We start from the raw sequence: 18,530 nt of genomic DNA on the forward strand, positions 1-18,530 counted from the left end.
GTTCGTGGGCAATGCAGAAATTATCGACGCCGCTTTAGGTTTTCTTGATCAGCTTGCCTTCAACCGCGACCCACCCAGCAACCCGCGCTCTTCCAGCACCGGGTAGGCCATCGACGCCAGCAGCGAGTTGATCTGCTTCAGGTCGCGGATGGTGTCGAGGTGGATGGAACTTGTTTCGACGCTCTTGGCGGTGCCGTCGCGCAGGCGCACGAAATGGCTGGCGCTGGTTTCCTTTTCGCGGTCGCGCAGCCGGTCCTTTTCCAGCACCAGCTGGCGGGCGGTCTCAGGGTCGCGCGACACCAGCACGTTGAAAGCAAGCCTGGCATTGGCCAGCACCGAGGTGTGAAAGGCGAGCAGCTCGCTCCAGCCCTCGGGCGTGAACTCCAGCCCGCGCTCGAACTTCTTCTTCACATGCACCAGCATGTTGCGCACGATGATGTCGCCGACCTGCTCGAGCTTGACGCAGGCGCCTATCAGCTCCTGGCAGCGCAGCGCCTCGTCCTCTGTGAGCGAGTTCCTGGTCAATTTGGCCAGATAGAGCTTGATCGCCGCGTGCTTCCTGTCGACGCGGTCGTCAAGGGCGGCCAGCGCCTTGATCTTGTCGCCGTCGGCGCTTTCATACAGCTCGATGATGCGCTTGAGCATGATCTCGACCGTCTCGCAGACGCGCACCACCTCGCGGGTGGCGTTGGCCAGCGCCTGGCTCGGAACGTCGAGCGCGCCGTCGTTGAGGGCGGAGAGTTCGACCACATCGAGCTCTGTAGCCGGCGCTGGCTTGGTGCCCATTGCGACGATCTTCTCAGAGGCACGATAGATCAGGCTGGCAAGCGGCAGGCCGGCGAGCAGGATCAGCACATTGAACAGGATGTGGGCGTTGACGATCTGGTCGGGCACGGTGGCGCCGAGGAAGGCGACCGGCGGCTTCAGCGTCATGAACAGGATCAGCATCATCAGCGAGCCCATGCCGCGCATCAACAGATTGCCGATCGGCACGACGCGCACGCCAGGTTCGGCACTTCGGGTGAGCAGCGGCGCGATGATCGACGAGCCGAGATTGACGCCGAGCACCAGCACGATGCCGAGTTCGGGCGGGATGAAGCCGCGGCCGGCCAGCGTCACCATCAAAAGCACGGCGGCGATCGAGGAGTGGAAGAGCCAGGTAACGAGCGCGGCGAGCAGATAGGCGGTGACGTAGTCGCTGGAGAAATATTCGATGATGAGCGGCATCAGCGTGCTCTGCCGCAGCGGCTCCGACGCCTGGCCGATCATTTCCAGCGACAGTACCAGAAGGCCGATGCCGACCAGGATACGGCCGAACTGGCGCCAATCGCGCCGCTCGGTGGCCATGAACATGACCGTGCCGGCGACGAGGCAGATCGGCACCAGCAGCGTCAGATCGAAGGTCAAGAGCTTGACCACCAGCGCCGAGCCGATCTCGGCGCCGCGCACAGCCAATTGGCCCGACATGCCCGAGACGATGCCGGCGCCGGCGAAGGAGCCGACGAGAAGCGTGACGGCGGTCGAGCTCTGCAGCGCGATGGACAGGCCGCAGCCGGCCAGCACCGCCATGATCGGATTGCGCATGGTGGAGCGCAGCCGGTGACGCAGCACGTCGCCATAGGCGCGCTCGACGCCTGTCTTGACCATGCGGGTGGCAAACAGCATCAGCGCCACCGCGCCCGCCAGATGCAGCAGGACGACGGAGCCGCTCATTTCGAAACCCGCACGCAGACAGCTACCGCGACGCGGAGGGCGCGCAGTGCAGGGAGGAAAACGGGGCTGCGAATCATGGTCATGACAGTCTTGAACAATATCCGGAATATTTTAGCCGGGTAATAAAATCTTGTCGATTTCAAGAGCCGTCGCGGCGCGACAGGGCGTGTCGGAAAATGGACGGATGCGCAAATGGTTGCATGGCGGATCCCTGGTGATGGCAGCGGATCGTCCCGGTTTGCCGGACTCCCGGCAATCGCCTTTGCGATGATGTTCAAATATCCAGGATAAGCACCGGATTTCATTACGTAAATGTAATGCTAGTGTTCAGTTTCGGTTCATCCTTCGGGCGCTATTCCCTAGGCATCGACAACCAAGGAGCCCCGCTATGAAACGTGTTGTTCTTTCCGCCCTCGCTTTCTCGATGCTGGCCGCCACTTCGCTTACCGGCCAGGCCGCACCGGTGAACGCACCGGTCGCACCGCAGTCGAATTACACGCGGGTCGACTGGCAGAGGCCCGGCAAGCATGTCGATGTCAGGAAGCGCGTCGTGAAGAAGACGGTGGTCGTCAAGCGCAGCCATTGGCGCAATGGCCAGAAATATTCCAGCTGGAAGCGGCACCAGCCGATCCGCGATTATGGCCGCTATGGCCTGCATCGCCCCGGCCGCGGCCAGGAATGGATCCGCGTCGGCAACGACTATGTGCTGGTCAGCGTCCTGTCCGGCATCATCTTCGGCGCCATTGCCGCGCATTAAGCCCGGCCTCGCCGGCGCAATGCAGAGACTTGAAAGGAGGCGGCCCGAAACGGCCGCCTTTCTTTTGGCTGTAGAAACCGGGCTTTTTGGCTGTGGAAACCGGGTATGGTCCGCAATAAGGGTCGTCGGATTCCGCGAGCATGATTATATGAGGGACAAACGAGTTCCCCAATGCGCTTTCCGCCCGCCTTTCTCGATGAGATACGCGACCGTGTGCCGATTTCATCGGTCATCGGCCAGCGCGTCGCATGGGACAGGAAGAAGACCAACGCCTCGCGCGGCGACTATTGGGCCTGTTGTCCGTTCCATGGCGAAAAGAGCCCCTCCTTCCACTGCGAGGACAAGAAGGGCCGCTATCACTGTTTCGGCTGTTCGGTGTCGGGCGATCATTTCAAGTTCCTGACCGAGCTCGACGGATTAAGCTTTCCCGAAGCGGTCGAGAAGATCGCCGACATGGCCGGCGTGCCGATGCCGGTGCGCGACGAGCGGGAAGAACAGCGTGAGAAGGAACGCGCCAGCCTGACCGATGTCATGGAGATGGCGACTGCCTTCTTCCAGGAGCGGCTGCAAGGACCGGAGGGTGCAAAAGCCCGCGCCTATCTCAGGGATCGCGGGCTGACGCCGGCGACGCAGCAATCGTTCCGGCTGGGCTTTGCGCCCGACAGCCGCAATGCGCTGAAGGAACATCTTGCCGCCAAGGGTGTGCCCAAGGCCGACATCGAGGCCTGCGGGCTGGTGCGTCATGGCGACGACATCCCGGTCTCCTATGACTGGTTCCGCGATCGCATCATGTTCCCGATCCCGGATTCGCGCGGCAAGATCATCGCCTTTGGCGGCCGCGCACTGGCGCCCGATGCGCTGGCCAAATACATGAATTCGCCCGACACGGAGCTCTTCCACAAGGGCAACGTGCTCTACAATTTCGCCCGCGCCCGCAAAGCGCTGGCGAAAGGGGGCACGGTGATTGCCGTCGAAGGCTATATGGACGTGATTGCGCTGGCGCAGGCCGGCTTCGAGAATGCCGTGGCGCCGCTCGGCACCGCGCTCACCGAAAACCAACTCGAACTTCTGTGGCGCATGGCGCCTGAGCCGATGCTGTGCTTCGACGGCGACCAGGCCGGGCTGAAGGCGGCGTGGCGCGCCGCGGATCTCGCGCTGCCGTCGGTGCAGGCCGGGCGGTCGGTGCGCTTTGCGCTGTTGCCGGAGGGCAAGGATCCCGACGATCTGGTCAAGGCAGAAGGGCCGGACGCGTTTCGTGCCGTGCTGGCGGAAGCGCGGCCTCTCGCTGATTTGTTGTGGATGCGTGAGACATCCGGTGGCGTCTTCGACACGCCGGAGCGGCGGGCGGGGCTGACAAAGACGCTGCGCGAACTGACCAGCCGCATCCGCGATGAGAGCCAGCGCTACCACTACCAGCAGTGGATGCGCGAGCGGGAGCTGACCTTCTTCAGCGCCCAGCGCGAAGTGCGGCAAGGTCGCCAGGACTGGAAACCGGGGCAGGGCAAAACGCCCGCACCCGGCGGACAGTTCGCCAAAGGCAGCGGGGCAGGCGCGCGCGCCGCGATCACCGAAAGCCTCGGCCGCTCCGCCATGGTCAAACGCGGTGGCGAGATGATGTCGGTGCGCGAGGCGACGATCATCGTAGCCCTCGTCAACCATCCGGCGCTGATCGACGAGAACTTCGCCCATGTCGAGTTCCTCGATCTCGCCAACACCGATCTGCAGCGGCTGCACGCCGCCATCCTCGATGCGATGGCGCACGACATGGCCAATGACCGTAGCGCGGTGATCGCCACCATCGAACGTGCCGGCTGCAGCGATATCTGGGGGCGCGCCGTGGCGCTCATCCAACGGGCCAGGCAATGGCCCGCGCTGGAAACCGCAGCGCTTGACGATGCCCGCGACGCCTTCAACCAGGCGCTGCACTTGCAGCGCAGCGCGCGCACCTTACATAAGGAGCTGAAACAGGCGGAAGCAGCGCTCGCCAGCGATCCCACTGACGAAAACTACCGGCACCTCATCGAGATTCAGGCGCAATTCCGTGATGTACAAGCAACGGAAGCGCTGATCGAAGGGTTCGGTGTATCCTCGGGCAGGGGTGGGCGCGTCTAGGTCGAAACCTGGCAAGAATGAATGTTGTACGTGCTGCACGTCGAATCGACGCCTCTAAGTCGGGTAATTGATTCGCTTTTTTGATGCGAATCATGCGAGAGGCGCTTGACCTTCTGGCAGAATGACGGAATCAGGACGATTCGAAACCTTAACCCGCGCCGGCGTCGATGGAAATGCACTGACGCGAGGTGCTGATCACTGGACAGGCTGTCAGCCTGCCACAGATATCAGGGTTAATCTGGACTTAATGCATATCGCCCAAAAGTGAAAACCGGTTTTGGGGGCACGATATGAACAAACAAAAGAGTTGATTCGGTTACCGGCCCGGTTAAGCGCCACCAGCGCATGTAGTTTGACCGGTGCGGCAGCTACGCGGCTTCGATGCTCGGCCGCTAGGAGAAGATAAAGACTATGGCGACAAAGGAAAAGGAAGAGGTCGAGACCGAACGTGAAGGCGCCACCGATGGGCCTCTGCTCGACCTTTCCGATGATGCTGTCAAGAAGATGATCAAGGCCGCCAAGAAGCGCGGCTATGTGACTCTCGACGAACTGAACGCGGTTCTGCCGTCGGAAGAGACCGATCCGGATCGCATCGAAGACATCAATGCGATGCTGTCCGACATGGGCATCAACGTGGTCGAGGACGACGATCAGAGCGAGGAGCCCGAGGCCGCCGACAGCAATGCCGACGCCGAGGAAGACGCCAACGAACTGGCCGAGCAGACCGGCACCGCCGTCGCCGCCACGACCACCAAGAAAGAGCCGACCGACCGCACCGATGACCCGGTGCGCATGTATCTGCGCGAGATGGGCTCGGTCGAGCTCCTGTCGCGCGAGGGCGAAATCGCGATCGCCAAGCGCATCGAGGCCGGCCGCGAGACGATGATCGCGGGCCTCTGCGAAAGCCCGCTGACCTTCCAGGCCATCATCATCTGGCGTGACGAGCTCAACGAATCCAAGATCCTGCTGCGCGAGATCATCGACCTCGAAGCCACCTATGCGGGCCCCGAAGCCAAGCAGGCGCCGGTGGTCGAGCGCATCGAGGAGGCGCCCAAGGCCGAGGACAAGCCGAGGCGTGGACGCGACGAGGAAGACGACATCACCAATGTCGGCGCCGACACGCGCGGCTTGGTCGATGACGACGAGGAAGACGAGGACGAGGCGAGCCTGTCGCTGGCGGCGATGGAAGCGGAATTGCGCCCGCAGGTGATGGAGACGCTCGACGTCATCGCCGACACCTACAAGAAGCTGCGCAAGCTGCAGGACCAGCAGGTCGAAAACCGTCTGGCCGCGACCGGCACGCTGTCGCCCAGCCAGGACCGCCGCCTGAAGGAGCTGAAGGACCAGCTGATCAAGGCGGTGAAGTCGCTGTCGCTCAACACGGCGCGCATCGAGGCGCTGGTCGAGCAGCTTTACGACATCAACAAGCGCCTGGTGCAGAACGAAGGCAAGCTGCTGCGCCTAGCCGAAAGCTATGGCGTGCGCCGCGAGGAGTTCCTCAAGGAATATCAGGGCTCCGAGCTCGACCCGAACTGGACGCGCTCGATCGGCAACCTGACCTCGCGCGGTTGGAAGGAATTCACCAAGAACGAGAAGGACGCGATCAAGGATCTGCGTTCGGAAATCCAGAACCTCGCCACCGAGACGGCGATCTCAATCCTGGAATTCCGCAAGATCGTCAACCAGGTGCAGAAGGGCGAGCGCGAAGCCGCGATCGCCAAGAAGGAAATGGTCGAGGCCAATCTGCGCCTCGTCATCTCCATCGCCAAGAAATATACCAATCGCGGCCTGCAGTTCCTCGACCTGATCCAGGAAGGCAATATCGGCTTGATGAAGGCGGTCGACAAATTCGAATACCGCCGCGGCTACAAGTTCTCGACCTACGCGACATGGTGGATCCGGCAGGCGATCACGCGTTCGATCGCCGACCAGGCGCGCACCATCCGCATCCCGGTGCACATGATCGAAACGATCAACAAGATCGTGCGCACGTCGCGCCAGATGCTGCATGAAATCGGCCGCGAGCCGACGCCGGAGGAACTGGCAGAAAAGCTCGCAATGCCGCTCGAAAAAGTGCGCAAGGTCTTGAAGATCGCCAAGGAGCCGATCTCGCTCGAAACCCCTGTGGGTGACGAAGAGGATTCGCATCTGGGCGATTTCATCGAGGACAAGATGGCGATCCTGCCGATCGATGCGGCGATCCAGGCCAATCTGCGCGAGACCACCACGCGGGTGCTCGCCTCGCTGACGCCGCGCGAGGAGCGGGTGCTGCGCATGCGCTTCGGCATCGGCATGAACACCGACCACACGCTGGAAGAAGTCGGCCAGCAGTTTTCGGTCACGCGCGAGCGTATCCGCCAGATCGAAGCCAAGGCGCTGCGCAAGCTCAAGCACCCGAGCCGGAGCCGCAAGCTGAGGAGCTTCCTCGACAGTTGATACCGGCAACAGACCAGCATTCGAAAAGGGCGCCGATGGCGCCCTTTTTGTTGCCCGGGGAGGGCTCTTGTCGCCCATCTCCGTCGGGAGGATACTTGCCTGGTCGGATGCATGTTCTGGGCGAAAAACCGGATGTCCGCCCCGGCTGATGTCCTCAGCCGTGCTCCGTGGCGCCGGAGGGAGGTGTGTGATGACAACCTACATCCTGCTGATGAACTGGACGGAACAGGGCGCCAGAAATATCCGAGAGTCGCCGAAGCGGCTCGATGCCGCCAAGAAGCAACTGGCCGACATGGGCGGCTCGTTCAAGGCGTTTTACCTGACTATGGGCGAATATGACATGGTGGCGATTATCGAGGCGCCCGACGATGCTGTGCTTGCTCGTTTCGCCCTGATGCTGGCAACGGGTGGCAGCGTCAAGACGCGAACGCTCAAGGCTTTCCCGGAATTTGCCTATCGCGAGATCGTCACTTCGCTTGGATAGCGCTGGGCGCGGGTCCGTGCGGCTCGGCGTCATATTGCGGGGCCGTGCCGTCAGGGTGATAGTCGCGCCATGTCCAAGCCTGCGCTGACCGTCTGGTACAACACACGCTGCCCGGTTTGCGATGGCGGCATCACCCGGCAGAAACGGCGGCTGATCGAGGCGATCAAGGCCGGGCGGATCGAATTCCGCGACATCAACCTCGAACCGGCGGCGCTCTCTGGCTACAGCGCCTCGCTGGAGGACATACGCCGCCGGCTGCATGCCACCGATGCCGAAGGCAGGCTGCTGGTCGGCGCCGATGTCGCGGTTGCCGTCTGGCGGACGACGCCGGGCGAGGGCTGGCTGGCGACGCTCTTCGGCAATCCGGTCGCGCTGCCGCTGACGCGCTTGGCCTATGATCGTTTCGCCGATCTTCTCTATGCCTGGAACCGGCGCAAGGGCCGCTGGTAGCGAGGCAAGGCCCGAAGATATCTGCGGGCCTTACCGTCATGGGCGTTACCGGGACGCCGGCTCGCAAAGCCAGCCGACAATGCGGCGCACCGCCGGCAGCACCATGAGCAACGTTGGGAACGCTACCAGCCAGGACAGGCCCCAGGCAGTGAGCCAGACAGCCGGCAAATCAGGTCGCAGTCCAAGGCTTTTCAGCGTCGATATGAACGAGACGATGAAGGTCATCAGCAGCGACAGCACCAGCGGACTGACGATCGCGGCATAGCGCGCCGGCAGCTTGCCGCGCTTACGGGTCGTGGTCATTTTTGGATTTTCCTGAAACATCCGGTCCGTCGCATTTGGCATCCATTGCGCCGGGTTTCCGGCGGAACTGCCCGGAAAGACCGGGGTGGATGCGTTGCTTGACGTCAGACGCTTACGGAGAGGTTTTGGCCCTCACGAGCTTTCTAGCTGCCGGCGGCGGCGAAATCAACCTTCTGGCGCCGCCTTTAGATGCATCGTAAGATATATCTTGACTCGTCGGCGGGGTAAGCCTAATTAAGATGTATCGTAAGATATAACTCAAGGAGCAATTCATGCACAGACATCATCCCTTTGGCGAGCGCGCCGAGCGCGCATTCCTGCACATGGCAGGCAAATTTGGTGGAAGAGGGGGCGGCGGCTTTGGTCCGTTCGGCCACGGCGGACGTGGCGGTGGACGCGGCGGCCCGGGCGACATCTTTCGTGCCGGGCGCATGCTGGCCGACGGCGATCTCAAGCTGATCACGCTGTCGCTGCTGGCCGAGGCGCCTCGCCACGGCTACGACATCATCAAGGCGCTGGAAGAGCGCACCAGCGGCATCTACAGCCCGAGCCCGGGCGTCGTCTATCCGACGCTGACCTTCCTGGAAGAGGCCGGCTATGCGGCTTCAGCCGCCGACGGCAACAAGAAGGTGTTTTCGATCACCGAGGCGGGCCAGGCGCATCTCGCCGAGAACCGCGAGATGATCGACGGCGTGCTCGAGCATCTCGAGCGCTTCGGCCGCAAGATGGCCAAAGCGCGGGACTGGTTCGGCTGGAACGACGACGGCGAGGAAGGCGGACGGCGTGGTGGACGGGGTCGCTCGGAAGCCCGCGACGAGTTCCGCGCCGTGCGCCACCGGCTGCGTGCCGCGCTCGGCGATCTCGTCGACGCGCCGGCTGAAAAGCAGGCCGAGGCGATTGCAGTCCTGGAAGCCGCCGCTGAAGCCCTGGAAGCGCTATCGCGCGGTTGACCCCTGGCGAGAACGCTTGCCCGTTCGACTGAGGAACGGTACTGAAAATCATCCTGCACCGCGAGACGTGGTGCAGGATAATTGCCGTTGGAGGAAGCCCCATGTCTTTTCTGAAGCGTCTTTTCGGTGGTGGCGGTGAGGGGGGCGAGCCCAAGAGCGCAGCACCGGCAAAGCAGGTTGAGCACAAGGGATTTTTGATCAGCGCCACGCCCTACAAGGCGGAGGGGGGCCAATACCAGACCTGCGGCGTGGTTTCGAAGGAAGTCGACGGCGTGATGAAGGAACACAAATTCATCCGCGCCGATCGCTTTGCCGGACTGGACGACGCCGTCGACATCTCGATCAAGAAGGGCATGCAGTTGGTCGACGAGCAAGGCGAGAGGATGTTCGGGTAGCCTACAGCCTCGGATCGATTGGCTCGCTCTCCAGCGCCAGCACGCCGAAAACACACTCGTGAACACGTCGCAGCGGTTCCTTGGCGACAAACCGCTTCAGTGCCTCGTGACCGAGCGCGAACTCTCTGAGCGCCAGGCTGCGCTTGCCACCCAAGCCTCGTTCGCGCAGGCGCACGAGATTGTCCCGTGCATCGTATTCGGGGCCATAGATGATGCGCAGATACTCCTGGCCGCGCACTTTCAGCGCCGGTTGCATGAGCCCCTTCTTGTTTCGGCTGACGAAGTCGTGCGGCTTCACTACCATCCCTTCGCCGCCTGAGTCGGTCAGCGTCTCCCACCAGGCGACGGCCTCCGCACAAGAACCGGCATCAGCCAGGTCAACCATCCGCCATTGCGTTCGCGTTACCACGCCGCCCCCGGCAGCCAGACGGTCCGCAAGCGTCATGTGCCAAACGTGGTTCTGGTCGAACCAGACGCATCCCTCACTTGCCAGCAGGTGGAACGGCGCGACTTTCAGGTCGTCGACGCCCGAGACCGGCCACACGTAAGGCGCCCAGGCAGTGGCGTATCTGGCGGCACGCGCGGCGCGGTCCTCAATACGAGCCTTGAGCGCAGCCGTATCCACGCCGCGTGCCATCGCACGGGCCAGCGCTTCGCGGCTGGCCTGGAGCCCAGCGGCCGCAGACGTTGCCACTGGGGCGTACTGGCTTTCAATCAGGCTGCTTGCCTTGGCCGACCATGGCATGATCTCGGTGTCCAGCAGCAACCAGTCGCTGTTCAATTCCTGCCATAGATCCGCAGCGTCGACGCTGGCGCGCAGGCGATTGAGCAGGCGCTCCGTCATGCCGCTGTCGCTGAAAAAGGAGCGTCCGGTCCGGGTCCAGATCGCGCCTGTCTCGTCGCCAGATACCCCGAACCGGTCGCGCGCCGTCTGCGCGTTTCGGCACAGAGCGATGACTGCCCGCGAACCCATGTGCTTCTCTTCGCACAGGATTTGGGTGACGCCACGCTCGCGGAAATGACTGAAAGCTTCCTCGGGGCGTTCCAGCCAGCCGGCTTGGCTGCTGGTCTCGGATGGCGACATTGTCGGCGGCAGATATACCAGCCACTGCGGCGACAGCGCGAAGCGGCTCATCACCTCAAGTGCCGCCGACGCGTTCTCCTCGGCCACGACAACCCTGCCTTTCAGTTCGGTCTCGATCCAGCGTCGCCCAGAGACATCCTGATAGTCGAGCACGCCGTCGGCATCGGCCTGTGCCGATTTGCCAAGGCCTGGTCCACCGAGGGGACGCACGGGTTCGGACCAGGTCTCGATTGCCGGTACGTCGACCAGTTCGCGTTCCGGCCAGCGCAAGGCAGTCAGCTTGCCGCCGAACACGCAGCCGGTGTCGATGCAAAGCGTGTTGTTGACCCACTCCGCCGACAGCACCGGCGTGTGCCCGTATACTACGCTGGTTTTGCCCCGATAGGCGGCTGCCCAGTCGGCACGGACGGGCAGGCCAAATTCGTCGATTTCGCCCGTGGTTTCGCCATAGAGGGCGAACTCGCGCACCGCGCCGGAACCGCGCCCGATCATCTCTTCCTTGAGTCCGGCATGTGCCACGGCGAGGCGTCCGCCGTCCAGCCAGACGTGGCTGCGCAGGCTGTCGAGGAAGGCCGGCAAAGCCTCTCGCAGGCCGCGATCCTGAGCGTCCAACTGGTCGATGGTTTGCTGCAGGCCGTGGGCGATCGTGACCTTGCGGCCTTCCAGCCAGCGGCTGAGTTTGCGTTCGTGATTGCCCTGGACACAGTAGGCGGTTCCCGCCGCGACCATGCTCATGGCGATGCGCAAGACGTCGGGCACGTTGGGACCACGATCGACGAGGTCGCCGACAAAGACGATCTTGCGGCCTTCTGGCGGCGTCACAGTGACGGTCCGATCGCCATGGCCATCGGACCAGGCGATGCTGTAACCGAGCTGACGGAACAAGGTCTGAAGTTCGTCGGCGCAACCATGGACATCACCTATGACGTCGAAAGGACCGCAATCGTCGCGCTTGTCGGTCCATAATGGCTGACGCGAGACCTTGGCCGCGTCGATACTGGCCTCGCCGGTGAGCTTCCAGACCTGACGGAAACCTTCGCGTTGCAGGCCGCCGAGGCCCTTGCGAATTTCGGTCGTCATACGCTGGGCAACGCCGGGGCCGAAGGGACGATCGGCTCGTAGCGCGTTGCGGGCGATGCAAACATCAACACTCGGATCGATGACCACGGCGACCGGCAAAGCGTGCCATTTGCGCGCCAGCTCGACCCACGCCTTGCGATCAGCGGGTCGCACATTGGTCGCGTCGATGACGGCCAGCTTTCGATGCTTGAGCCGTTTGCCGGCGATTTCGCGCACCAAATCAAAAGCGTCGGCCGAGACATCCTGATCAGTCTCGTTGTCGCTGACGAGCGCGCGGCAGCGATCCGACGAGATGATTTCGGTCGGCAGGAAGTGCCTGGCGGCGAAGGTCGACTTGCCCGATCCCGTCGAGCCGATCAGCACGACGAGGGCGAAGTCAGGGATGGTGAGGTCGGTCTTGTCTGGCTCTCTCATCGGGTGAATACCGCCATCTGCGTCGGCGCGCCGAGCACGGGGTCCACGGCTCCGATGCCACTTAAGGCGGCATTATAGCCATAGATCTCGCCGATCCTGGCCGCCCAGGCTTCAAACCGAACCCGGCCCCATTCGAAACGGTGATCCGGATGGCGAAAAGCGCCGACGGCCAGACTGGGGAACAAGGGGTTGTAGTCAGCGTTCGGCGTAGTCACGATCACGAATTTTGGCGCTGTCTCGCCGAAGATAATACGCTCGATCATTGGCAGCCGGTCTTCGTCGAGATGTTCGATGACCTCGACCAGCACCGCGACGTCGGCTTCCGCCCATCGGCTGTCGCGATATGTCAGCGATCCGTGCAGCAGCGTGACCCGGTCTTCAGGCGGTCCCCCGAACTCGTTCAGTTTGAGACGCTTGGCGGCCCATTCCAGTTCACGAATAGCGGGGTCGAGCCCGAACAGCTTGTGGACCCATTTTTCGCGCACGAGCCGATAGAGCAGCTTGCCTTCGCCACACCCCAAATCTGCAACACTGGTCCCTCCGGTCGCCCGAATGGCTTGCACCACGGCGTCCATGCGCAGGTCGTTCAGCCGGATGGGCGCCTCCAGCGCTTGCTCAAGTGCAGCCCGGGCTTCGGGGGGTAGGACCTCATTGGCCGTCTCCGGAGCCAGCCGCTCCAGGGCGATGCGGGCCAACGCACCTCGGTTGCGCAGATAACGGCGCACGATCAGGTCTTTGGCTGGGTGGTTTTCCAGCCAGCCCTCGCCCTTGGACAGCAGCTTGTCAATCTCGGCCTCGCCCACCCAGTAGTGCTTGGTGTCGTCCATCACCGGGATCAGGACATAAAGGTGGTTGAGCAGGCTGCTTAGGCGGCCGGTGCCAGTCAGCCTCAGATGACCGTATCGTGGTCCACCCGCGCCAGATCCGACAGTTTCGACCGGCGCCAGGTTGACGGTCCATCCCAGCGGTTCGAATAGATCTCGAACCAGGGCCTCGCCGCCACGCATCGGCAGCGGGGTCACCACAGCTTCGAGCGGGAGGTCGCTATCGGCCAGTTGCTGGCGCTCCTTCGAGATGCCGGTCATCGCTGTCCGCAGTACCTTGTTCAAAGCCACAGACAGAAATGACGATGCCGTATAAGGTCGGTCGTTTACATATTGATCCAGCAAGCCCTCTGCCTGGCCTTTGCCCCGAACGAGCCCTATCGGATCGACATCGAGCAGAAGCACAGCCTCACAACGCTCATCGGTCGCCTCCGGATAGAACAGCCAGCCCTTGCCGAAGGATAGGTCAGTCTCGTGCAGACGTTCGGGATGCTTGTGCAGCAAGAAGCCGAGATCTGTGGCTGGATGATGGGTTGTCGCGACGGAAAGGAACATCAGCGACCGATAACGCAGACAGGCCGAATAACCAATGGCGTTGCGCGGCAATCTAGTAACGCGATAGATCCGTTTTCGACACGCAACCTATCGCGCCGCCTGACAAGGAAAAAGGCAGGCGCCGAAGCGCCTGCCTTTTCAATGCGAATGACGGGGTGTGCTTACGCGGCGATTTGCGCGCTCGCGGTCTTGGCCACCACGGCATCGACCTTGGCCGTCGCATTGGCGAGCGCGGCGGTGACGGCATCAGGGCCCATGCCGACGCCTTCGATGCGGATGACGTCGACATCGGTCATGCCGAGAAAGCCGAGCACGCCGCTCAGATAGGGGATGGCGTGATCGAACTGCACGGCCGCACCTTCGGAATAGATGCCGCCCGAGGCGAGTACGATATAGACCTTCTTGCCGGTGACGAGGCCCTTGGGACCACCCTCGCCATAAGAGAAGCTCTTGCCGGAGCGGGAGATGTGATCGACCCAGGACTTCAGGGTTGAGGAGATGTTGAAGTTGATGAAGCCGGTGGCCAGGATCACGGTGTCGGCTGCGAACAGTTCGTCAAGCACGATGTCGGAGACGCCGACGACTTCGGCCTGGCGCGGCGTGCGGGCTTCAACGGGGGTGTAGATGCCGGTCGCATAATCGGTGTCGATATGCGGCAGCGGGTTGGCCACGAGGTCGCGTACGACGAGCGTATTCGACGGGTCGGCGGCGACGAGCTTTTCAGCGAATTCGGTAGCGATACGGGTCGAGTGCGAGGCAGCGCCGCGCGGGCTCGAGGTTACAAGCAGGATAGACATAGCGGTTCTCTCCAGTGGGAATTGATTTCTCCCGCCTGATATGGGCCCACCGACCCATTCAAAAAACTGGTATATTTTCTATACGATCCATCCATAAAGTAGGTATGTCGTGCAACCCAATCCGACGCTCGACCAATTGCAGATCCTGGTTGCGGTCGCCGACACCGGCAGCTTCTCAGCCGCCGGCCGCAAGCTTAACCGCGCGCAGTCCGTCATCAGCTACGGCATCGCCAATCTTGAAGCGCAGCTTGGCCTGAAACTGTTCGAGCGCGAGGGCACGCGCGAGCCGCAGCTGACCGAAATCGGCCGGGCGATGCTGGAGGACGCCCGGCGCATGGTCGGCGTGCTGCAGCGCATCCGTTCGCGTGCCGACGGTCACCATCAGGGGCTGGAGGCTGAAGTTGCGCTGTCGGTTGACGCGGCGCTGCCCTCGCCAGTGCTGGTGCGCGTGCTGAAGGCGTTCGAGGCGCAGTTCCCGACCGTGATGATGCGACTCCATATCGGCACGCTCGGTCTGATCCCCGACCATGTCGTCAGCGGACAGTCGGATCTTGGCATCGGTGGCTTGCTGGGCGAGGTCGACGTGCATCTCGTGCGCATCGGCTTCATGTCGATCGTGCTGGCTGCCGCCCCCACCCACCCTCTGGCACTGCTGCCGAAACCGGTGGCGCTCGAGGATGCGCGAGAGCACACCCAGCTGGTTGTCAGCGACCAGTCGGAACGCACCAAGGGACGCGACTTCGGCGTCTTTGCCTATCGTACATGGCGGCTGACAGATGTGCGTATCAAGCATACGTTGATGCGCGAGGGGCTGGGCTGGGGAGGGTTGCCGCGCTGGCTGATCGCGGACGATTTGGCCAGCGGCAGGCTGGTCGAACTCGACCTTGAACCCTTTAGCGAGGTGCGCTCATCGCTCTATGCCATGCACCGCGCCGACCGCAGCCCGAAACCGGCGGCGGCCTGGCTGATCGACCAGTTCAAACGCCAGCTCGGCTGCTTCAACGAGTTCGAACCGGACGACCTGCCTGAGGGCGAGCCGGAGACAGCCCATCGATCAGAGCCATGAGCACGGCGCGATAGTCTTCGGCCGAGGCGCCGGCCTCGACGGCAAGTGCTGCGCGGTCGAAGGCAGCGGCGAGCAAAGCGGTCAGCGCATCGGCCGGCAGTCTGGTCATCGACTGTTCGCGCATTGCCGCAACCAGGCCTTCGCGCAGCGACCGGTTGCCGTGGCGATTGTCGATCGCATCCATGGCGGCGCGGCCAAGCACGGCCGGCCCGTCGAGCAGCAAAAGCCGCGTGCGGCCGGGCGCGCGCATGGCGGCGAGATAGGCGTCCGAGCCGGCAATCAGCGCATTGCGGGCAAACAAAGAAGGCGGCGAGGCGCGCTCGATCTCTTGCGCCACCGCCGCCGCCTCCTGCTCGACCACAGCGGCAAACAGCGCCTGCTTGTCGGCAAAGTGGTGATAGAGCGCGCCGCGGGTGACGCCGGCGGCCGCAACGATCTCCGGCGTGCCGGTCTCGGCATAGGACTTTTCGATGAACAGTTTGCGCGCCGCAGCGATCAGGTCGGCGCGCGTCGCTTCGGTGCGGTCGCGGTTGGAGCGGCGCGGGGTTTCTCGTTGCATACATGCAGCCTGTATGTTATTTCGAATTACATGCAAACTGTATGTTGGCTGACGGGAGAAAGAAAGATGAAGACGACGAGCTATTATCCGGTGCTGATGACGGGCGACGTAGCCGGCACAAAAGCCTTCTATATCAATCACTTTCGCTTCAAGCCGCTGTTTGCGAGCGACTGGTATGTGCATCTGCAGTCTGCCGAGGATCGCCGGGTCAATCTCGGTATCGTCCAGGGCGACCACGAGACGATCCCCGAGGGGGGGCGCGGCCGCACATCGGGGCTGCTGATCAATTTCGAGGTGAGGGATCCTGATGCTGTCTATGAACGGATCGTTGCGGCCGGCCTACCGATCCTGTGCCCGCTGCGCGACGAACCCTTCGGCCAGCGCCATTTCATCACCAGGGATCCCAATGGCGTGCTGATCGACGTCATCAAGCCGATCCCGCTCAGCCCGGAATTTCAGGCGCAATTCGCGGCGGGCGCGGCGGGCGCCTGAACAATGGCAGCAAATGTCGGCAGCGGCTCCGGCCGCTGTGGCCGGACCCGCACCATGCGGTCTATGTTGGTGATGTTGAAGCTGGGCCTGCCGCATGCGTGACATCTGCCTTGTTCGTGCGCCATCCAATCTCGGCCTTCGGCCCTTGGAGCCGGGCCATGTGCCCGGCACCTGGCGTGCGCCGCAGGCGCTGAGCGAAGCTGGTTTGATCGAGTCGCTGGCGCCGGGGCGGGTGGTCGATCTCGACAGACCCGCCTACAGTACCGAACCGCAACCGGGCACTAGGCTGCGTAATGGTCCGGCGATCCGCTGCTTCAACCTCGATCTTGCCGAGATCGTCACCGGTGCGCTTGGGCAAGGCGAGTTCCCGCTGATCATCGGCGGCGACTGCTCGATCCTGCTTGGCGCACTGGTCGCCGCGCGGCGCTCGGGCGCAGTCGCCCTGATCCATTTCGATGGCCACAGCGATTTCCGCCATCCCGGCAACTACGATGTCAATGCCTCACTCGGCTCGGTTGCCGGCATGGATCTGGCACTTGCCACCGGACGCGGCGAGGCTTTGCTGGCGCAATGGCCAGGTGTTGTCGGTCCGCTCGTCGCCGACGAGGCGGTGGTTCAGATCGGCGAACGCGAGAGCCGCGATGCCGATTTTGCCTGGCCCGACATCAATGCGACCGCCGTGACGCGCATCGACGTCTTTGCCGCGCAGGAACTCGGCGCGGCTGGAGTGTTGCAAAAGACAAGAGCGACGCTGGCGCGCGCCGGCTGTCCCTACTGGCTGCATCTCGATGTCGATGTGCTCGACCAGACGGTGATGCCGGCGGTGGATTCGCCCGGCAGCCCCGGCATCGACCCCGATGAACTCGTTGCCATTCTGTCGGCGCTGGCAGCGGACCAGCGCTGCACCGGCTTGGACATGACGATCTACGATCCCGACCTCGACCCGACCGGTGACCTTGCGCGACTGCTGGTGTCGCTGCTCGGGCGGGTGCTCAAGCCTCGATAAAGGCTCAGCTCGCCCTTGCTACCGGCGTCACCGTCACCTGGCTGACGCCGGTGCGGCGCACCACTGTGCATAGCGTCTCGCGGCCGATGCGTTCGGCGTCGAGCATGCGCACGAGGTCGTCGACGCCGGTGACCGGGCGACCGTCTATCGCCGCGATGATGTCGCCTTCCCTGAGGCCGGCCTTCGCCGCGGGTCCGTCTTTCTCGACGCTGCGCAGCCGCACCGCAGTACTGGTGGTCACCTGCGACAGGAGCGCTGCGCGGCGCGGCAAACTGGTGGTGTCGGCCGAGATGCCGATGAAGGCGCGCCGCACGCGGCCGAAGCGGATGATCTCCGAAATGACGAAGTTGGCGGTGTTGGAAGCGACCGCGAAGGCGATGCCTTGCGCGCCGTGGATCATGGCGGTGTTGACGCCGATGACTTCGCCTGCCGACGACACCAGCGGTCCGCCGGAATTGCCGGGATTGAGCGCGGCATCGGTCTGGACGACATCGTCGATCAGCCGCCCGGTCGAGGCGCGCATCGAACGGCCAAGTGCGGAGACCACGCCTGACGTTACGGTCCATTCGAAGCCGAGCGGATTGCCGATGGCAATGGCGATCTGGCCGCGCCGCAGCCGCTTGGAATCGCCGAGCGGCGCGACTTCGGTGAAGCTGCCATCGGCGCGCACCAGCGCGATGTCGGTGTCAGGGTCGCGGCCTAGCACGCGGCCTTCGCTGGAGGCGCCGTCGGGCATAGAGACGCGCACCGTTTTGGCATCGCCAACGACATGGAAATTGGTAACGACCAGCCCGTCCGGCGCGATGACGAAGCCGGAGCCATGGCCACCTTGGCCACCGACGCGCTCGATGCGGCAGACGGCCGGGCCGATGCGGTCGACGGCGTCGGCGACTGTCGTCGAATAGGCGTCGAGCAGTGTGTCGTCGGTTTCGAATTTGTGGGCGGCGAGGGCCATTGGCGGGGCTCCGTGTTTTCAGGCGCGATGATGACTATATGTGCGGAGCGGCTCGAACTGCCGCGACCTGACCAGATGGCCAGTCACACCAGTAACTA

The 18,530-nt window shown here is 63.3% G+C and carries 17 protein-coding genes; 10 read left to right on the forward strand and 7 right to left on the reverse strand.

The window, feature by feature from the left end; all coding sequences use genetic code 11:
• Positions 1-48 precede the first annotated feature (48 nt).
• Complete coding sequence (locus NKI37_RS25380; protein ID WP_023691517.1) at positions 49-1,713, reverse strand: Na/Pi cotransporter family protein; 1,665 nt, start codon at positions 1,711-1,713, stop codon at positions 49-51.
• 388 nt (positions 1,714-2,101) lie between these two features.
• Here NKI37_RS25380 and NKI37_RS25385 point away from each other — a divergent pair, with 388 nt between their 5' ends.
• The 5 genes from NKI37_RS25385 (at position 2,102) to NKI37_RS25405 (ending at position 7,952) form a co-directional block, all read left to right on the forward strand.
• Entirely contained in the window at positions 2,102-2,470 is a 369-nt protein-coding gene (locus tag NKI37_RS25385) for an RcnB family protein (RefSeq protein WP_023672444.1), read from the forward strand.
• A 171-nt stretch (positions 2,471-2,641) separates the two neighbouring features.
• Positions 2,642-4,582 (forward strand): DNA primase, encoded by a 1,941-nt coding sequence (dnaG, locus tag NKI37_RS25390; RefSeq protein ID WP_023683795.1) that lies wholly within the window; start codon positions 2,642-2,644, stop codon positions 4,580-4,582.
• Between the two features lie 411 nt (positions 4,583-4,993).
• Positions 4,994-7,018, forward strand: a complete 2,025-nt coding sequence (gene rpoD / locus NKI37_RS25395; RefSeq protein WP_023672446.1) for an RNA polymerase sigma factor RpoD — start codon at positions 4,994-4,996, stop codon at positions 7,016-7,018.
• 190 nt (positions 7,019-7,208) lie between these two features.
• On the forward strand, positions 7,209-7,502 hold the full coding sequence (locus NKI37_RS25400) for a GYD domain-containing protein (RefSeq protein WP_023672447.1): 294 nt from the start codon (positions 7,209-7,211) through the stop codon (positions 7,500-7,502).
• 69 nt (positions 7,503-7,571) lie between these two features.
• Positions 7,572-7,952 (forward strand): thiol-disulfide oxidoreductase DCC family protein, encoded by a 381-nt coding sequence (locus NKI37_RS25405; RefSeq protein WP_352791050.1) that lies wholly within the window; start codon positions 7,572-7,574, stop codon positions 7,950-7,952.
• A 45-nt stretch (positions 7,953-7,997) separates the two neighbouring features.
• On the opposite strand, the gene NKI37_RS25410 is transcribed toward NKI37_RS25405, so the two are convergent.
• Complete coding sequence (locus NKI37_RS25410; RefSeq protein ID WP_023697083.1) at positions 7,998-8,255, reverse strand: DUF2798 domain-containing protein; 258 nt, start codon at positions 8,253-8,255, stop codon at positions 7,998-8,000.
• Between the two features lie 272 nt (positions 8,256-8,527).
• On the opposite strand from NKI37_RS25410, the gene NKI37_RS25415 reads away from it, so the two are divergent.
• Together NKI37_RS25415 and NKI37_RS25420 are read left to right on the forward strand one after the other, a co-directional pair.
• Positions 8,528-9,205, forward strand: coding sequence for a PadR family transcriptional regulator (locus tag NKI37_RS25415; RefSeq protein ID WP_352791048.1), 678 nt, complete (start codon positions 8,528-8,530; stop codon positions 9,203-9,205).
• A 101-nt stretch (positions 9,206-9,306) separates the two neighbouring features.
• A complete protein-coding gene (locus tag NKI37_RS25420; RefSeq protein WP_023672451.1) occupies positions 9,307-9,600 on the forward strand; it encodes an HlyU family transcriptional regulator in 294 nt (97 codons plus the stop codon).
• Between the two features lies 1 nt (position 9,601).
• Here the strand turns inward: NKI37_RS25420 and NKI37_RS25425 are convergent, their stop codons facing one another.
• The 3 genes from NKI37_RS25425 to NKI37_RS25435 all read right to left on the reverse strand — a co-directional run bounded on the left by NKI37_RS25425 (position 9,602) and on the right by NKI37_RS25435 (position 14,354).
• Positions 9,602-12,178, reverse strand: a complete 2,577-nt coding sequence (locus NKI37_RS25425) for a polynucleotide kinase-phosphatase (protein WP_352791046.1) — start codon at positions 12,176-12,178, stop codon at positions 9,602-9,604.
• The gene (locus NKI37_RS25430; protein WP_352791044.1) at positions 12,175-13,608 is read right to left on the reverse strand and encodes a 3' terminal RNA ribose 2'-O-methyltransferase Hen1; all 1,434 of its coding nucleotides are present in this window, start codon (positions 13,606-13,608) and stop codon (positions 12,175-12,177) included. The genes NKI37_RS25425 and NKI37_RS25430 overlap by 4 nt, the downstream gene beginning before the upstream one ends.
• A gap of 110 nt (positions 13,609-13,718) precedes the next feature.
• Positions 13,719-14,354, reverse strand: coding sequence for an FMN-dependent NADH-azoreductase (locus NKI37_RS25435; protein WP_352791042.1), 636 nt, complete (start codon positions 14,352-14,354; stop codon positions 13,719-13,721).
• A gap of 109 nt (positions 14,355-14,463) precedes the next feature.
• Here NKI37_RS25435 and NKI37_RS25440 point away from each other — a divergent pair, with 109 nt between their 5' ends.
• Positions 14,464-15,420 carry a LysR family transcriptional regulator gene (locus NKI37_RS25440; RefSeq protein WP_023734949.1) on the forward strand — a complete coding sequence of 319 codons (957 nt, stop codon included), beginning with the start codon at positions 14,464-14,466 and terminating at the stop codon, positions 15,418-15,420.
• Here the strand turns inward: NKI37_RS25440 and NKI37_RS25445 are convergent.
• Complete coding sequence (locus NKI37_RS25445; protein WP_023691512.1) at positions 15,353-15,979, reverse strand: TetR/AcrR family transcriptional regulator; 627 nt, start codon at positions 15,977-15,979, stop codon at positions 15,353-15,355. The two genes, NKI37_RS25440 and NKI37_RS25445, sit on opposite strands and share 68 nt — an antisense overlap.
• A gap of 66 nt (positions 15,980-16,045) precedes the next feature.
• Here NKI37_RS25445 and NKI37_RS25450 point away from each other — a divergent pair, with 66 nt between their 5' ends.
• Positions 16,046-16,471 carry a VOC family protein gene (locus NKI37_RS25450; RefSeq protein WP_023705831.1) on the forward strand — a complete coding sequence of 142 codons (426 nt, stop codon included), beginning with the start codon at positions 16,046-16,048 and terminating at the stop codon, positions 16,469-16,471.
• Positions 16,472-16,565: 94 nt separating this feature from the next.
• On the forward strand, positions 16,566-17,477 hold the full coding sequence (locus tag NKI37_RS25455) for an arginase family protein (RefSeq protein ID WP_352791041.1): 912 nt from the start codon (positions 16,566-16,568) through the stop codon (positions 17,475-17,477).
• A 4-nt stretch (positions 17,478-17,481) separates the two neighbouring features.
• Here NKI37_RS25455 and NKI37_RS25460 read toward each other — a convergent pair whose 3' ends face one another.
• Positions 17,482-18,432 carry a S1C family serine protease gene (locus NKI37_RS25460; RefSeq protein ID WP_023689759.1) on the reverse strand — a complete coding sequence of 317 codons (951 nt, stop codon included), beginning with the start codon at positions 18,430-18,432 and terminating at the stop codon, positions 17,482-17,484.
• Between the last annotated feature and the right edge of the window lie 98 nt (positions 18,433-18,530).

It is taken from the genome of Mesorhizobium sp. M0626, from assembly GCF_040320665.1.
In the GTDB taxonomy this organism is placed as follows: Bacteria; Pseudomonadota; Alphaproteobacteria; order Rhizobiales; family Rhizobiaceae; genus Mesorhizobium.

Coding starts and splice junctions, on each gene's coding strand:
- NKI37_RS25400 (WP_023672447.1), top strand. CDS start 7,209: ATGACAACCTACATCCTGCTGATGAACTGGACGGAACAGGGCGCCAGA.
- NKI37_RS25405 (WP_352791050.1), top strand. CDS start 7,572: ATGTCCAAGCCTGCGCTGACCGTCTGGTACAACACACGCTGCCCGGTT.
- NKI37_RS25455 (WP_352791041.1), top strand. CDS start 16,566: ATGCGTGACATCTGCCTTGTTCGTGCGCCATCCAATCTCGGCCTTCGG.
- NKI37_RS25380 (WP_023691517.1), bottom strand. CDS start 1,713: ATGAGCGGCTCCGTCGTCCTGCTGCATCTGGCGGGCGCGGTGGCGCTG.
- NKI37_RS25415 (WP_352791048.1), top strand. CDS start 8,528: ATGCACAGACATCATCCCTTTGGCGAGCGCGCCGAGCGCGCATTCCTG.
- dnaG (WP_023683795.1), top strand. CDS start 2,642: ATGCGCTTTCCGCCCGCCTTTCTCGATGAGATACGCGACCGTGTGCCG.
- NKI37_RS25460 (WP_023689759.1), bottom strand. CDS start 18,432: ATGGCCCTCGCCGCCCACAAATTCGAAACCGACGACACACTGCTCGAC.
- NKI37_RS25420 (WP_023672451.1), top strand. CDS start 9,307: ATGTCTTTTCTGAAGCGTCTTTTCGGTGGTGGCGGTGAGGGGGGCGAG.
- NKI37_RS25435 (WP_352791042.1), bottom strand. CDS start 14,354: ATGTCTATCCTGCTTGTAACCTCGAGCCCGCGCGGCGCTGCCTCGCAC.
- NKI37_RS25410 (WP_023697083.1), bottom strand. CDS start 8,255: ATGACCACGACCCGTAAGCGCGGCAAGCTGCCGGCGCGCTATGCCGCG.
- NKI37_RS25385 (WP_023672444.1), top strand. CDS start 2,102: ATGAAACGTGTTGTTCTTTCCGCCCTCGCTTTCTCGATGCTGGCCGCC.
- NKI37_RS25445 (WP_023691512.1), bottom strand. CDS start 15,979: ATGCAACGAGAAACCCCGCGCCGCTCCAACCGCGACCGCACCGAAGCG.
- rpoD (WP_023672446.1), top strand. CDS start 4,994: ATGGCGACAAAGGAAAAGGAAGAGGTCGAGACCGAACGTGAAGGCGCC.
- NKI37_RS25425 (WP_352791046.1), bottom strand. CDS start 12,178: ATGAGAGAGCCAGACAAGACCGACCTCACCATCCCTGACTTCGCCCTC.
- NKI37_RS25450 (WP_023705831.1), top strand. CDS start 16,046: ATGAAGACGACGAGCTATTATCCGGTGCTGATGACGGGCGACGTAGCC.